The sequence below is a fragment of the Bradyrhizobium sp. BRP56 genome (assembly GCF_020194035.1).
Classification (GTDB): domain Bacteria; phylum Pseudomonadota; class Alphaproteobacteria; order Rhizobiales; family Xanthobacteraceae; genus Bradyrhizobium; species Bradyrhizobium australafricanum.
Window position 1 is genome coordinate 71,376 of the sequence record NZ_JADYVV010000020.1, and the last position, 15,952, is coordinate 87,327.

General features: G+C 64.2%; 12 protein-coding genes. 8 read left to right on the plus strand and 4 right to left on the minus strand.

All coding sequences use genetic code 11. The features are described 5' to 3' along the window. Positions 1-14 precede the first annotated feature (14 nt). The 4 genes from I6F38_RS16535 to I6F38_RS16550 all read right to left on the minus strand — a co-directional run bounded on the left by I6F38_RS16535 (position 15) and on the right by I6F38_RS16550 (position 6,333). On the minus strand, positions 15-1,205 hold the full coding sequence (locus tag I6F38_RS16535) for an ABC transporter substrate-binding protein (RefSeq protein WP_225161077.1): 1,191 nt from the start codon (positions 1,203-1,205) through the stop codon (positions 15-17). 258 nt (positions 1,206-1,463) lie between these two features. Then, positions 1,464-3,008: a SpoVR family protein gene (locus tag I6F38_RS16540; protein WP_225161106.1), complete on the minus strand. Its 1,545-nt coding sequence runs from the start codon at positions 3,006-3,008 to the stop codon at positions 1,464-1,466. A 4-nt stretch (positions 3,009-3,012) separates the two neighbouring features. Then, positions 3,013-4,281: a YeaH/YhbH family protein gene (locus I6F38_RS16545; protein WP_076823957.1), complete on the minus strand. Its 1,269-nt coding sequence runs from the start codon at positions 4,279-4,281 to the stop codon at positions 3,013-3,015. A gap of 108 nt (positions 4,282-4,389) precedes the next feature. Next, the gene (locus I6F38_RS16550) at positions 4,390-6,333 is read right to left on the minus strand and encodes a PrkA family serine protein kinase (RefSeq protein ID WP_038382967.1); all 1,944 of its coding nucleotides are present in this window, start codon (positions 6,331-6,333) and stop codon (positions 4,390-4,392) included. 497 nt (positions 6,334-6,830) lie between these two features. Here I6F38_RS16550 and I6F38_RS16555 point away from each other — a divergent pair, with 497 nt between their 5' ends. The 8 genes from I6F38_RS16555 (at position 6,831) to I6F38_RS16590 (ending at position 15,601) form a co-directional block, all read left to right on the plus strand. Continuing rightward, complete coding sequence (locus I6F38_RS16555; protein WP_225161078.1) at positions 6,831-7,448, plus strand: hypothetical protein; 618 nt, start codon at positions 6,831-6,833, stop codon at positions 7,446-7,448. A 54-nt stretch (positions 7,449-7,502) separates the two neighbouring features. Next, positions 7,503-7,949 carry a DsrE family protein gene (locus tag I6F38_RS16560; RefSeq protein ID WP_225161079.1) on the plus strand — a complete coding sequence of 149 codons (447 nt, stop codon included), beginning with the start codon at positions 7,503-7,505 and terminating at the stop codon, positions 7,947-7,949. 216 nt (positions 7,950-8,165) lie between these two features. After that, positions 8,166-11,012 (plus strand): bifunctional transaldolase/phosoglucose isomerase, encoded by a 2,847-nt coding sequence (locus I6F38_RS16565; RefSeq protein ID WP_225161080.1) that lies wholly within the window; start codon positions 8,166-8,168, stop codon positions 11,010-11,012. A 12-nt stretch (positions 11,013-11,024) separates the two neighbouring features. Beyond that, on the plus strand, positions 11,025-12,008 hold the full coding sequence (gene gnd / locus I6F38_RS16570) for a phosphogluconate dehydrogenase (NAD(+)-dependent, decarboxylating) (protein ID WP_018273091.1): 984 nt from the start codon (positions 11,025-11,027) through the stop codon (positions 12,006-12,008). Positions 12,009-12,036: 28 nt separating this feature from the next. After that, positions 12,037-13,530: a glucose-6-phosphate dehydrogenase gene (gene zwf / locus I6F38_RS16575; protein ID WP_225161081.1), complete on the plus strand. Its 1,494-nt coding sequence runs from the start codon at positions 12,037-12,039 to the stop codon at positions 13,528-13,530. Between the two features lies 1 nt (position 13,531). Then, entirely contained in the window at positions 13,532-14,284 is a 753-nt protein-coding gene (gene pgl, locus I6F38_RS16580; RefSeq protein ID WP_225161082.1) for a 6-phosphogluconolactonase, read from the plus strand. Continuing rightward, a complete protein-coding gene (locus I6F38_RS16585; RefSeq protein ID WP_225161083.1) occupies positions 14,277-14,801 on the plus strand; it encodes a gluconokinase in 525 nt (174 codons plus the stop codon). Before pgl ends, I6F38_RS16585 begins: the two co-directional genes overlap by 8 nt. Then, positions 14,798-15,601 carry an HAD family hydrolase gene (locus I6F38_RS16590; protein ID WP_092085690.1) on the plus strand — a complete coding sequence of 268 codons (804 nt, stop codon included), beginning with the start codon at positions 14,798-14,800 and terminating at the stop codon, positions 15,599-15,601. The genes I6F38_RS16585 and I6F38_RS16590 overlap by 4 nt, the downstream gene beginning before the upstream one ends. Positions 15,602-15,952 lie beyond the last annotated feature (351 nt).

The following is a 15,952-nucleotide window of genomic DNA, read 5'->3' on the forward strand; positions in this document are numbered from 1 at the left end:
GGAGTTGGTGACGGCTACTTGTCGCTCAAGACGTCGCCGAACAGCGCCCAGGACTTGCCGTCGAACCGCGCCATCTGGATTTGCCGGATCGGCGTCACATTGTCGGGCTCGGTCTGCACCTTGATGCCGGGCAACAGCATCGGCAGCTCGAGCGCCTTCAGATTGGTCGCCTGCTTGATGATGTTGGCGCGGCTGTAATCGCCGTTGCAGTTCTTCAGCACCGCCGTCATGACTTGAGCCACCGTGTAGCCCTGCACGTTGAAGAGGTCGCCCGGGCTCGCATTCGGCTGGTACTTCTTCATCCAGGCCGCAAACTCCTTCTGCGCGGGATCGTCGGCCCAGCGCGGATCGGTCGGATCCTTCAGATAGAGGCCGGTCACGACGCCGATGACGTTCTCAAGACCGGCCGGTTCAAGCACCGCGGAGACCGAGTTCGAGACGGTCGGCAGGATGGTCAGCGGCTTCCAGCCCATGCTCGCCGCCTTGCGCAGCGCCTGGGCCGCGAATTTCGGCGTCGCCTCCGCGAAGAAGACGTCCGCGCCGGACTCGCGCATCGTCACCATCTGGGAATCGATCGTGGGATCGGTCGTGAGATACGTGGTCTCGGCGACGATCTGGCCGACATGCTCGCCGAGCCCGTCCTTGAAACCCCTCAGATAGTCCTTGCCGGCGTCCTCGTTCGGCGTGATGACGGCGATCTTCGCATCCGGCTTGGTCTTCAGGATGTATTTTGCATAGAGCCGGCCTTCGAGCTCGTAGGTCGGATTGAAACCGACCGTCCACGGGAACTGCTTTGGATCGTTCCAGCGCGTCGCGCCGGAGGACACGAACAGCTGCGGCACGCGCTTGATGTTGAGGTACTTCTGCACCGAGATGTTCGGCGCGGTGCCGACCGCGCTGAAGACCGCGAGCACCTCGTCCTGCTCGACGAGCTTGCGGGTCTGCTCGACGGTCTTCGACGGCGAATAGGCGTCGTCGAGACTCTCGAAGTCGATCTTGCGGCCGTTGATGCCGCCCTGATCGTTGAGCATCTGGAAATATGCGGCTTCGGCACGCGCGATCGTGCCGTAGGCCGACGCCGGGCCGCTATAGGGCGCGGTGTTTCCTATCTTGATCGCGGTGTCGGCTGCCACGGACGGCGAGATCGAGGAGGCCGTGAGTGCGGTGAAGGCGAGAAGGCCCGCCAGGCGGGAGCGAGTTGACAAGAGCATATCCTTTTCTTGGTTTTCTTGACGCGGCGCACATTATCCATCGCGTCCGCGCAGGCAATCACCAAGAACGTCTCGCAAGATTTCCGCATGCCGGCAATCGCGTTCGCGCATAGAACGCCATGCGCTTTCAAAGTCGGAATGTTGCCGGCATGTTCATGATGTGAGCCTTCGATAGTCACGAAGGTTCACCGAGCAAGACTCGCATTCCGCGCGGCGGTGCGCGCCGCGCTCATGTCAGCGAGAGCGTGATCCTCACGCCGCGACCGCGGCCGCGCGCGGGCTGACGACGTATTCCTTCAGCACCTTGTCGGTGCCGTCGATTTCGGTCAGTGCGACGTCGTAGGACCACAGATCGGCGAGGTGTTGCAGCACGCGCCGCGCGTCGGTCTCGTTGAGTTGCGCGCCCTTCACGGTGGTGTGACGCAGCATCAGGCGGCGATCGCCGTCGAGATCGACATCCACGACCTCGATATTGGCGTCGACGAAGCCGACGTCGTATTGCCGCGCCAGCTCGCGGCGGACCCGGCGGTAGCCGCGCTCATCGTGGATCGCGCCGACCTTGATACCCTGGCTTTCCGCGGGGTCGTCGTGCAAATGGAACATGCGGAAGCGCCGGATCAGCGCCGGGCTGAGGAACTGGTTGATGAAGCTCTCGTCGCGGTAGTTGCTCCAGATCTCGCGCAGCACGCCCTCGACGTCGCCCTTGCCGGCGATGTCGGGGAACCACTCGCGGTCCTCGTCCTCCGGATTTTTCACGATCCGCTCGATGTCCTGCATCATGGCGAAGCCGAGCGCGTAAGGATTGAAGCCGGAATAGCGGCGGTCGTCGAATTCGGGCTGGAACACCACATTGGTGTGCGACTGCAGGAATTCGAGGAAATTGCCGTCGGTGAGCCGGCCCTGCTGATGCAGCCGGCTCATGATGCGGTAATGGACGTAGGTCGCGGTGCCCTCGTTCATCACCTTGGTCTGGCCCTGCGGGTAGAAATACTGCGCGATGTGGCGAACGATCCGGATCAGCTCGCGCTGCCAGGGTGCAAGGCGCGGCGCGGTCTTCTCGAGGAAATAGAGGATGTTCTCCTGCGGCAAGCCGAGCAGCGCGCGGCGGCGCTCGGCCGTGAGCGTAGCCTTGCTCTTGGCCTTGGTGTTCGGCACCGTCCGCCACAAATCGTTGAACACGCTTTCCTCGTGCTGCCGGCGCTCGCCGGCCCGCTTCTCCTCGGCACGCAAATCGAGCGTCTTCTTTCCGGGATAGCGGTCGACGCCATGCGACATCAGCGCATGCGCGGCATCGAGCGTCCGCTCCACCGTCTCGCGGCCATGGCGGTCCTCGCAGACCGCGATATAGCCCTTGGCGAATTCCAGATAGTCGAGAATGCCGTCGGCGTCGGTCCACTGCTTGAACAGATAGTTGTTCTTGAAGAAGTGATTGTGCCCGAACGCCGCGTGCGCGATCACCAGCGTCTGCATCGTCGCCGTGTTCTCCTCCATCAGATAGGAGATGCACGGCGAGGAATTGATCACGATCTCATAGGCGAGGCCCATCAGGCCCTTGCGATAGGACGCTTCCTGGAACGCGAACTGCTTGCCGAACGACCAGTGCTTGTAGAACAGCGGCATGCCGACCGAGGAATAGGCGTCGAGCATCTGCTCGGCGGTGATCACCTCGATCTGGTTGGGATAGACGTCGAGCCCGAGCTCGGTGCGCGCGATTTTCTCGCAGGCGTCGTGAACCCGCTGCAAGATCTGGAAATCCCAATCGGCGCCCTCGAACAGCCGCTCCCCGGAAGAACCCATCACGCTACACCCTTTCCTGCTTGCTGCGGCGCTTGAACAGGTCCTGGAACACCGGGAAGATCTCGCCGCGCTCGCTCACCTTGCGCATCGACAGCGGCGCGCCCTCGTTGCGCAGACGCTCATAGAGCGTCCAGAGCGAGGAGTCCGGCATGTCGAAGGTGTAGTTGGCGGCTTCGCCGACCTCGAGATAGGCGAAGAACTGGCAGACCGGCAGGATCTTGTCGGTCAGGAGGTGACCGGTCAGCGCGCTGTCGGAGGTCATGTTGTCGCCGTCCGAGGCCTGGGCGGCGTAGATGTTCCAGTCGGCCGGACGGAAGCGGGTGCGGACGATATCGTTCATCGCGACCAGCGCGCTCGACACCAGCGTGCCGCCGGAAGCCGGTCCGTGGAAGAAGGTGTCCTCGTCGACCTCCTCGGCCCGGTCGGTATGACGGATGAACACGATCTCGACGTGCTTGTAGCGCCGTTTCAGGAACACGTAGAGCAGCATATAGAACCGCTTCGCCAGATCCTTCATGTGCTCGGACATCGAGCCCGATACGTCCATCAGGCAGAACATCACGGCCTGCGCCACCGGCTTCGGCACCGTCTCGAAGCGACGGTAGCGGATGTCGATCGGATCGATGAACGGGATCCGCTTGGCCTTGGCCTTCAGCGCTTCGAGCAGCGCCAGCAGCTCGCGGCGCCGCGCATCGTCATCGCATTCCGCAAGCTCCGCCTCGAGCGCCTCGATGTCGTCCTTGCGCGGCCGGCGCAGTGCCACGCGCCGCGCCAGCGCCCGGCTCACCGTGCGGCTGATCGAGATGTTGGCGGGCGAGCCGGAGGTCGCATAGCCGGCGCGTTGAATACCTTCGCTTTCGGTTTCCGCGAGCTTGCGCTTGGCAAGATCGGGCAGTTCGAGGTCGTCGAGGAAGAGATCGACGAATTCGTCGCGGCTGAGCACGAAGCGGAAGGCGTCCTCGCTGTCGCCCTCGCCTGCGCCGGAGCCCTTGGCGCCGCTTTGGTTCGGGCGCTGCAGCCAGTCGCCCTCGACGAACTTCTTGTTGCCGGGCAGCACCATGTCACGCGTGCCGCCCTCGCGCCGGAACCGCGGCTCATCCATGCCGTCCAGCGGGATTGTCACTTCGCCGCCTTCCAGGACATCCTTGATGTCCCGGTCCTGTGACGACTTCTTGACGGCCCCCTGCACCAGCGCCTTGGCGCGCCGCAGGAAGCGCTGGCGGTTCTCCAGGCTCTTGCTACCCGGATTCAACCGTCGATCGACGATATGCATGACCACGTTGCATCTGCCTCACCGGATGCGATCATGACAGTCGCATCGCATTTTATTGGACAGGACGAGACGAAACGGAAAGCCGCTGCCGGCTTTCCGGATCGCGCATTAGCCGGCCTGCTTCACCCGCATGTACCACTCGACGAGCCGGCGGACCTGGCGCTCGGTATAGCCGCGCTCCACCATCCGCTCGACGAACTCGCCGTGCTTCTTCTCGGTCTCGCCGTCCTTCTTGGAGCCGAACGAGATGACCGGAAGCAGATCCTCGACCTGCGAGAATATCCGCTTCTCGATCACGTCGCGAACCTTTTCGTAGGAGGTCCAGCTCGGGTTCTTGCCGCCGTTATGCGCCCGCGAGCGCAGCGAGAACTTGACGACCTCGTTGCGGAAGTCCTTCGGGTTGGCGATGCCGGCCGGCTTCTCGATCTTGGTCAGCTCCTGGTTCAGGAGCTCGCGGTTCATCAGCTGACCGGTGTCGGGATCCTTGAAGTCCTGATCCTCGATCCAGGCGTCGGCATAGTCGACATAGCGGTCGAACAGGTTCTGACCGTAATCGGCGTAGGATTCCAGATAGGCCTTCTGGATCTCGTTGCCGATGAACTCGGCATAACGCGGCGCGAGGTCGGCCTTGATGAATTCGAGATAGCGCTTCTCGGTCTCGTCAGGCAGCTGCTCGCGGCGGATCGCCTGCTCCAGCACATACATCAGGTGCACCGCATCGGCGCCGACTTCGGTGGTGTCATGGTTGAAGGTCGAGGCGAGCACCTTGAAGGCAAAGCGGGTGGAGACGCCGTCCATGCCCTCGTCGACGCCGGCCGCGTCCTTGTACTCCTGAACGCTGCGCGCCTTCGGATCGGATTCCTTGAGGCTCTCGCCGTCATAGACCCGCATCTTGCCAAACAGCGTCGAGTTCTCGTGCTTGCGCAGCCGCGACATCACCGAGAAGCGCGCCATCGTCTCCAGCGTCGCCGGAGCGCAAGGTGCTGCGGCAAGCTCGGAGCCCTGGATCAGCTTCTCGTAGATCTTCTGCTCCTCGGTGACCCGCAGGACGTACGGGACCTTGATGACGCAGATGCGGTCGATGAAGGCCTCGTTGTTCTTGTTGGTCTTGAAGCTCTGCCACTCCGCCTCGTTGGAGTGCGCGAGGATGATGCCGGTGAACGGAATCGCGCCGATGTTCTCGGTGCCGATGTAGTTACCCTCCTGCGTCGCGGTCAGCAGCGGGTGCAGCATCTTGATCGGTGCCTTGAACATTTCGACGAACTCGAGCACGCCCTGGTTGGCGCGGTTGAGGCCGCCGGAATAGCTGTAGGCGTCGGGATCGTTCTGGGCGTAGGTCTCGAGCTTGCGGATGTCGACCTTGCCGACCAGCGAGGAGATGTCCTGGTTGTTCTCGTCACCGGGCTCGGTCTTGGCAACCGCGATCTGGCGCAGCCTCGAGGGCTGGATGCGCGCGACGCGGAATTGCGAGATGTCGCCACCGAAGGCTTCGAGCCGCTTGTAGGCCCAGGGCGACATCAGCCCGCTCAGCCGGCGGCGCGGAATGCCGTACTTCTCCTCGATCATCGGGCCAAGCGTCTCGGGATCAAACAGCCCAAGCGGGCTCTCGAACACCGGCGACAGCTCGTCGCCCGCCTTCAGCACGTAGATCGGATGAATCTCCATCAGCGCCTTGATGCGCTCGGCGAGCGATGACTTGCCGCCGCCGACCGGCCCGAGCAGATAGAGGATCTGCTTGCGCTCTTCGAGGCCCTGCGCGGCGTGACGGAAGAAGCCGACGAGGCGCTCGATCGTGTCCTCCATGCCGTAGAAGCCGGCGAAGGCTGGATACGACCTGATCGTACGGTTCAAAAAGATACGGCCAAGGCGTGGGTCCTTGGCCGTGTCGATCATCTGGGGCTCACCGATTGCCGCCAATAACCGCTCGGCCGCATTTGCATATCGCATCGGATCACTTCGACACGACTCCAAATACTCGGCCATCGACATGTCGGTCTGGCTTCGCGCTTCAAACGACCTTGCGAAGGCGTTGAACAAAGAATCGTTGTACATGATCCCTCTCTCCACGATATGTATCGCCGCACGACTGACACGAGTCGTAACAAGAGCGTCCTAGGATCGAATCAGCGTCGGCACGCTGGGTCTATTGGACACTCGACCGACTCAGTTCGGCAATGCACGGCGCGTGCAGCCTCTGCCTTATCAACAGGCAGGAAGCTTAATGGTTCATCAATATCCCCTTGTTTTTGGTGGCTGTAACCCCCTCGCCACATCCGTGGTTTACCGGGGCCCAGGCCTCCGAAGCGGACATCCGAGCGGGCGACTTCCCGTCCGGCGATGGACGTTGGGCTTCCCTGAAAAAGTGTGACCGTTCAGCCGTGGCGTCAAGATGCACGCGTCATAGACTCTCATGAACAAACGTTCAGCCGCCGTTGAACGTGCCTCCTTGTCGCCGCGACTAAGGCAACGAGCCCGCGCAGTTCCGCGCGGCACCATTGCCGCGCTTTAAAGATGACACCTTGGAGGCGCTGGCTATTCCCGAGCCGGTCATGAAGCAGGCGCTCCTTGTTGTCGCACTCGCAGCCGCCGCCTATGCCGGCGCGCCGTTAGCCGTTCAGGCGCAGGAAGGCGTCGCCAAGGCCGCGGCGGCCGCCTTCGACAACAGGATGTTCGCGGGGCCGCCCGGCGCGAAAGCCTATGCCTGCTTCGTGCGGCGCTACGATGCAAATCATCTGGCGCAGCATCCGAAGCAGAAGGTCAGCGCGATGAAGCTGCTGGTGTCAGCGGAAGACGCTCCGGAGGACAAGGCCACCAACTATTCATTCCGGCTCGGCGTCGCGTACCGCCACCGCGCTGGCAATTTCGACTCCAGCGGCTACTGCAATCATGCCATCGCGGCCGAATCCGGCCACGAAATACGCTTCGAATGCGGCGTGGATTGCGAGGGCGGTGGTATCACCGTGGCGTTGTCCAAGGACAATAAATCCGCGATTGCGCGCCTTGGCCGCATCATGGTGTGGAATCGCAACAAGCCCGACGACGATGCGGGCGAAGCGCTGTTCGCCGGCGCCGACGACAAGATCTTTCGCGTCGATCGCGCGGACTTGGGCGAATGCGCCGAACTTGTGACCGACCGCAAGGAACTCGCTGCGCTCCGCCACAAATGATAGGTTTGCCCAAAGGGACAACACTGGATCAACAATAATTGCGCGAGAGACGCCATGCGCCGACGCAGCATCCTCTGGGGCACCGTCTCGGCGATCGGCGCCGCCTTGGCAGCGTCCCAGGCCGGCGCCGCCACCGAAGCACCGCCGCAAAAGCTGAAGGTGGTCTATCACCTCGATGACCTCGACAAGGTCAATTTCGTGATCGGCAACATCCAGAACCATCTCGACGGCGTCGGCGGCCCCGGCAATGTGACGATTGCGCTGGTGGTGCACGGCCGGGCGCTGAAGGCGTTTCATTCAGCAGCCGCCAATCCCGAGCTGTCAAAACATGTCGCGCGGTTCACCAAGGATGGGATCGAGTTCGCCGCCTGCGGCAACACCATGAAATCGCAGAACATCGGCCTCGCCGACTTGCTCCCCGGCTTCGTCGCCGCCGAGCGCGGCGGGGTGGTCCGCCTCGCCGAGCTGCAATCCCAAGGTTACCTCTACCTGCGCCCCTGACGCGCGGTCCTGCGCCGCAACGCGTCATAAAAATGTGCTGAGATGGGGGTCTGCTCGCACCGCGTCCGAGGGGATCGAACGGTTGTGAATGGCGTTATCCCTTGGAAATGCTGATATTCCGCCCGGGGCTCCCGCCATGTTGACAATCCCCCTCCGCCCCCGAAAGCTGCCCGGGAACCCAAAAATCGACCCTCGATCGAACGAGAACAGGCACCCATGAACCCCGTCAAAGCACTCGAAAATCACCGCCAGGCCGTCTGGCTGGACTTCCTCGCCCGCGGCTTCGTCGCCGACGGCGACCTGAAGCGGCTGATCGAGACCGACGGCGTCAAAGGCGTGACGTCCAACCCCTCGATCTTCGAGAAGGCGATCGGCAGCTCGGACGAATATGACGGGGCGATCGGCAAGGCCCTCAAGAACGGCGACCGCTCGGTCGCCGACCTGTTCGAGCACCTCGCGGTCGAGGACATCCAGCACGCCGCCGACGTGCTGCGCCCGGTCTACGACCAGAGCCACGGCGGCGACGGCTTCGTCAGCCTCGAGGTGTCGCCCTATCTCGCGATGGACACCAAGGGCACGATCGCGGAAGCCGAACGGCTCTGGAAGGACGTCCACCGCAAGAACCTGATGGTCAAGGTGCCGGCGACGCCCGAGGGCCTGCCGGCGATCGAGTACCTGACCGGCGAAGGCATCAGCATCAACATCACGCTGCTGTTCTCGCAGAAGGTCTATCGCCAGGTCGCCGAGGCCTATCTCAAGGGCCTGGAGAAATACGTCGGCAAGGGCGGCGATCCCTCCCATGTCGCGAGCGTCGCGAGCTTCTTCGTCAGCCGCATCGACACCGCCGTCGACAAGCAGCTCGACGAGAAGATCGCCAAGGCCAACGATCCGCACGAAAAGGAGCGGCTCGCGGCCTTGAAGGGCAAGGTCGCGATCGCCAATGCCAAGCTCGCCTATCAGGACTACAAGCACCTGTTCGCGGGCAACCGCTGGGACAAGCTGACGGCCAAGGGCGCCAAGCCGCAGCGGCTGCTGTGGGCCTCGACCGGCACCAAGAACAAGGACTATAGCGACGTGCTCTATGTCGAGGAGCTGATCGGCCCCGACACCGTCAACACCGTGCCGCCGGCGACGCTCGATGCCTTCCGCGACCACGGCAAGGTCCGCGACAGCCTCGAGGAGAATGTCGAGGACGCCCGCCACGTGCTGGAAGAGCTGGAGAAGTCCGGCATCTCGCTCGATGCGATCACCGAGGAGCTGGTCAAGGACGGCGTCAAGCTGTTCGCCGACGCGGCCGACAAGCTCTACGGCGCGGTCGCCCACAAGCGCGCCACCTCGCTCGGCGGCGGCATCGACCGCCAGAAGCTCGCGCTCGGCGCCACCATCGAGAAGGCGGTCGAGAAGAGCACCGAGGAATGGCGAGCCTCCGCCCGGATCCGAAGGCTCTGGCACAAGGACAAATCGGTCTGGACCGGCGACGACGAGGACAAATGGCTGGGCTGGCTCACCAGCGCGGCCACCGCGAACGTCGCCGACTACGAGGACTTTGCCCAGCGCGTGAAGGGGCAGAACTTCACCGATGCCGTCGTGCTCGGCATGGGCGGGTCGAGCCTCGGGCCGGAGGTCCTGGCCCAGACCTTCCCGCACCGGTCCGGTTTCCCGCGGCTGCACGTGCTCGATTCCACCGATCCGGCCCAGGTGCGCGCGATGGAGGAGTATGTCGACATCGCAAGGACGCTGTTCATCGTCTCCTCCAAATCCGGCGGCACCACCGAGCCGAACGTGATGAAGGACTATTTCTTCGATCGGGTGGCGAAGGCGATCGGCAAGGACAAGGCCGGCCACCGCTTCATCGCGGTGACCGATCCGGGCTCGTCGCTGCAGAAGGTCGCGATCAAGCAGGGCTTTGCCCGGATCTTCTACGGCGACCCTGCGATCGGCGGCCGCTATTCGGTGCTGTCGCCGTTCGGTCTGGTGCCGGCGGCCGCTGCCGGCATCGACGTCCGCAGCCTGCTCGGCCATACGCTCGCGATGGTGCGCTCCTGCGGTGCCGACGTGCCGCCGCAGGAGAACCCGGGCGTACAGCTCGGGCTCGCGATGGGCATCGCGGGGCTCGAAGGCCGCGACAAGGTGACGATCTTCGCCTCGCCGGACGTTGCCGATTTCGGCGCCTGGGCCGAGCAGCTGATCGCGGAATCGACCGGCAAGGACGGCAAGGGCCTGATCCCGATCGAGGGCGAGACGATTGGCGACGCCGCGGTCTACGGCCACGACCGGTTCTTCATCGATCTGCGCACCGATGGCGAGAACGATGCAGCGCATGAGGCCAAGCTCGCGGCGCTCGAGGCCGCCGGCCATCCGGTGGTTCGGATCGTGATGAAGTCGATCGACCATATCGGTCAGGAGTTCTTCCGCTTCGAGATCGCGACCGCAGTCGCCGGGTCGATCCTCGGCATCAACCCGTTCAACCAGCCCGACGTCGAAGCCGCCAAGATCAAGACCCGCGAACTGACCGCAGCGTTCGAGAAGACCGGGTCGCTGCCGGCCGAACAGCCGGTGGTGTCGGCGGACGGGGTCGATCTCTACACCGACGCGCAGAACGCCGAGGAGCTGCGCAAGGCCGGTGCGAACGGCGATCTCGACTCCTGGATCAAGGCGCACCTCGCGCGCTCCGGCCGCGGCGACTATGTCGCCTTGCTCGCCTATATCGAGCGCGACGGCGACACCATCGACGCCATGCAGGCGATGCGGCTGAAGGTGCGCGACGCAAGGCACCTTGCGACCTGCGCCGAGTTCGGTCCCCGCTTCCTGCATTCGACCGGGCAGGCCTACAAGGGCGGGCCCGACAGCGGTGTGTTCCTGCAGGTCACGACCGACGATACGGCGGACCTGCCGGTGCCCGGCCAGAAGGCGAGCTTCGGCGTGATCAAGGCGGCACAGGCGCGCGGCGATTTCGACGTGCTCACCGAGCGCGGCCGGCGGGCGCTGCGCGTGCATCTCAAGGGCGATCTCAGCTCCGGGCTCGCGGCGCTCGATGCCGCGATCTCGGCTGCACTGAACTGACGGAGGCGAGGGATGCAACTCGGCATGATCGGCCTCGGGCGGATGGGCGGCAACATCGTCCGCCGCCTGATGACCCAGGGCCATACCACCGTGGTCTACGACAAGGATCCGAAGGCCGTCGCGGCGCTCGTCGCCGACAATGCGACCGGCTCCTCATCGCTGGAGGATTTCGTCCTCAAGCTGGAGGCGCCGCGCACCGCCTGGGTGATGCTGCCGGCCGGCAAGATCACCGAAGCCACCATCGAGGCGCTGTCGAAGCTGATGCAGCCAGGCGACGTCATCATCGACGGCGGCAACACCTTCTGGCAGGACGACGTCCGCCGCGGCAAGGCGCTCAGGGAGCGCGGGCTGCATTACGTCGATGTCGGCACCAGCGGCGGCATCTGGGGCATCGAGCGCGGCTACTGCATGATGATCGGCGGCGACAAGAAAGTGGTCGACCGGCTCGACCCGATCTTCAAGACGCTGGCGCCCGGCATCGGCGACATTCCTCGCACCTCCGGCCGCGAGGGCCGCGATCCGCGCATCGAACAGGGCTACATTCACGCCGGCCCGATCGGCGCCGGGCATTTCGTCAAGATGATCCACAACGGCATCGAATACGGCCTGATGCAGGCCTATGCCGAAGGCTTCGACATCCTGAAGAACGCCAATATCGAGGCGCTGCCGGCCGAGCATCGCTTCGACCTCGACATCGCCGATATCGCCGAAGTCTGGCGGCGCGGTAGCGTGATCCCGTCCTGGCTGCTCGACCTCACGGCATCGGCGCTGGCGCAGAACCACACGCTCGACAATTATTCCGGCTTTGTCGAGGATTCCGGCGAAGGCCGCTGGACCGTCAATGCCGCGGTCGACGAAGCCGTGCCGGCCGAGGTGCTGACGGCCGCGCTCTACACGCGCTTCCGCTCGCGCAAGGATCACACCTTCGCGGAGAAGATCCTCTCGGCGATGCGCGCAGGTTTCGGCGGCCACAAGGAGCCGCCGAAAAAGGCATAAGAGCTTGAAGAGAACCGCGGAAGGTCACGTGCAGAAGAAACCCGATCCTTGCTCCTTCATCATCTTCGGCGCCACCGGTGATCTGACGCACCGGCTGGTCATCCCGGCGCTCTACAATCTCGCCGCCGGCAATCTGCTGCCGGACAAATTCTGCGTCGTCGGCATTGTCCGCAAGGGCATGTCGAGCGAGCAGCTGACCGACAGCCTGATGCAGGGGCTGCGCAAGTTCGCCACTCGCCCGGTGGACGAGGCGATCGCAAAGCGGCTGTTCGAATGCGTCACCTCGATCGAGGCCGATCCGCGCGATCCGGCTTCCTTTGATGCCATGAACGAACGGCTCGACAAGCTCGAAACGGCGCGCGGCACCGGTGGCAACCGGCTGTTCTATCTCGCGACCCCGCCGAGCGCCTTCCTGCCGATCAGTGAGCAGCTCGGGCGCACCGGCATGCTGGAAGAGAACGGCGCCTGGCGGCGGCTGATCATCGAAAAGCCGTTCGGCACCGATCTGGCGTCGGCCAGGGCGTTGAATGCCGCGCTGCTGAAGCTGATGGACGAGCACCAGATCTACCGGATCGATCACTATCTCGGCAAGGAAACCGTCCAGAACATCCTGGTGCTGCGCTTCGCCAACGGCATGTTCGAGCCGATCTGGAATCGCAACCACATCGACCATATCCAGATCACCGTCGACGAGAAGCTCGGCGTCGGTCATCGCGGCAGCTTCTACGACGCCACCGGCGCGCTGCGCGACATGGTGCCGAACCATCTATTCCAGCTGCTGTCGCTGGTGACGATGGAGCCGCCGGCGCGGTTCGACGCCCACGCGGTGCGCTCCGAAAAGGCCGAGGTGCTGAGCGCGATCCAGACCCAGAGCGAACAGGAGGCGCTGCACAATTCGGTGCGCGGCCAGTATCGCGCCGGCCGGATCGGCGACACCGAGATCGAGGACTTCCTCAAGACGCCCGACGTCAGGCCCGACAGCTCGACCGAGACCTATGCCGCGCTGAAGCTGACCATCGACAATTGGCGCTGGGCCGGCGTGCCGTTCTACCTGCGCACCGGCAAGGCGCTGACCACCAAGCGCACCGAGATCGCGATCAAGTTCAAGCAGGCGCCGTTCGCTATGTTCCGCGACACGTCGGTCGATCGCCTGTCGCAGAACTACCTCGTCATCTCCACTGAGCCGACCGAGGGCATCGAGCTGCAGTTCAACACCAAGGTACCCGGCCCGACCATCAACATCGACGGCGTCGAGATGAAGTTCCGCTACAAGGACTACTTCAAGGCTGAGCCGTCGACCGGCTACGAGACGCTGATCTATGACTGCATGATCGGCGACAACATCCTGTTTCAGCGTGCCGACAGCGTCGAGGCCGGATGGCAGGCGGTGCAGCCCTTCATCGACGCCTGGAAGAGCGCCGGCGGCCGTGGCCTGCAACCCTACAAGGCCGGTAGCGAAGGCCCGGAGGCCGCCAATGCGCTGCTGACGCGCGACGGCCGCAGCTGGCGGAAGCTGGGCTGACATGACCGCGACCGGCAAGCGCCAGATCATCACGGTCGCCGATCCGGCGGCACTGGCGCAGGCGGCCGCCGAGCGGGTGATCGCCAGGATCGACCAGAACAGCGGCCGGATCGCCGTCTGCCTCACCGGCGGCTCCAGCCCCAAGGCGCTCTACCAGCTGCTGGCGACGCCAGACTATCGCGCGAGGATTCCGTGGGACCGCGTCGACTGGTTCATCGGCGACGAGCGCCTGGTCCCGCGCAAGGACAAGCTGCACAACATGAGCATGGCGCGCCAGGCCTTCCTCGACCGCTGTGCACCGGCCGCGAATGTCCATCCGATCGCGACCGATACCGCCGATCTCAGGGATCCCGACGTCAGCGCGGCGCTGTACGAGAACGAGCTGATGGCGTTCTACGGCGCCGAGCAGCTCGATCCGAAGCGGCCGCTGTTCGACCTGGTGCTGATGGGCATCGGCCCCGACGGCCATACCGCCTCGCTGTTTCCGGGTTATCCCGCGGTCGAGGAAACCCAGCGCTGGGTGGTCGGCGTGCCGAAGGCCAATGTCGAGCCGTTCGTGCCGCGCGTGTCGCTGACCCTGCCCGCCCTCGCCTCCTGTCGCGAGATGCTGTTCGAGGTGGCGGGCGAGAACAAGCGCGCGATCTTGACGCGCCTCTTCGCGGGCGAGAACCTGCCGGCAAACCGCGCGCGATCGCTGGGCGGGACCGTCTGGCTGATCGATCAGGCCGCGCTGCCGGAGGACTTTCGTGGGTGACGGACAAAACCCCTGCGCATTGGTCGTGATGGGCGTATCGGGTTCGGGCAAGAGCACCATCGCTGACCGCCTGGCGATCAGGATCGGCTGGCGCTTCGAGGACGGCGACAGTTTTCATCCGCCAAGCAATGTCGCCAAAATGCATTCCGGCCAGCCGCTTACCGACGAGGATCGCTGGCCCTGGCTGCGCGCGATCGCCGACGAGATCGACCGCACCTGCGGCGTCCGCGAACGCGCCGTCATCGCCTGCTCCGCGCTGAAGCGCGCCTATCGCGACATCCTGGTGCATGGCCGCAACGATATCCGCATCGTCTTCCTCGACGGCTCGCAGGAGCTGATCGCCACGCGGCTCGGCGCGCGCAAGGGCCATTTCATGCCGCCGGGGCTGCTCGCCAGCCAGTTCAGGACGCTGGAGCCGCCGACCCCGGAGGAACGCCCGATCACGGTTGCGATCGACCGTCCGGTCGAAACCATCGTCGAAGACATCGTCAATCAACTGAAGCTGGACCGCACATGACCCGCATCGCCCTTGTCGTATCCGATGTCGACGGCACGCTGCTCACCAAGGACAAGACCTTGACCGACGGCGCCAGGGCGGCAGTGCGCAGGCTGCACGAAGCCGGCATCGGCTTCACTATCGTCTCCAGCCGGCCGACGATCGGGATGGGCTTTCTGGTTGCGCCGCTTGCGATCACGCAGCCGATCGGCGCCTTCAACGGCTCTTCGATCGTCGATCCGCAGCTCAAGCCCCTCGAGCAGCATTTGATCCCGGCCGCGGTCGCAAAACGCTGCATCGACATGCTGCGCGAGCGCGACGTCGACATCTGGCTGTTCACCAACGACCGCTGGCTGACGCGGAATCCTGACGGCGAGTACACCGCCCACGAGCAGCACACGATCAAGCATGATCCGACCATCGTCGGCGATTTCACGCCCTATCTCGATCAGGCCTGCAAGATCGTCGGCGCGAGCTCGGATGCGGCCCTGCTGCAACGCTGCGAGGCGGAGATGCAGCAGATGGTCGGCCGCGATGCCACCGCTGTCCGCTCGCAGACCTACTATCTCGACGTCACCCCGCCGGGCCACGACAAGGGCACCTTCGTCGAGGGCATCGCGAAGCGCCTCGGCGTGCCGCTGGAGAACGTCGCCACGATCGGCGACATGCAGAACGATCTGCCGATGTTCGCGCGAAGCGGCGTCTCCTTCGCGATGGGCAATGCCAGCGATGACGTGAAGGCGCGCGCCACCCATGTCACCGAATCCAACGAGCAGGACGGTTTCGCACGCGCGATGGACACGGTGTTGCAGCTTCGCTGAGGCATTCGGACGATGGCCCCACCCGTGATCGAGCGCGGGGCGCAGCGTGATCGCCGTTACAGTCCGCTACATCGCAATCGAGTCAAATTGATCATGTGATCGCGTCACGCTGATCACGCAGCCATTTGTCACGGCGAGATCTGTCACCCGACCAATCCGCGGTTCCTGAGGCGGGCCGATCACACTCGCACGATTTCGGAATATTGGAAATATATTCCTGATTTGCCCGACGTGTCAAGTTGCCTGGTCGAATGCCGGCAGCTGCCGGCTCCTTTGCATGGGGTTGTTTTCGATATTTTGGCAGCGCGGACCTGCGGCGGTGCCGCAAGCGGAAGACGGAGGGCGGCATCG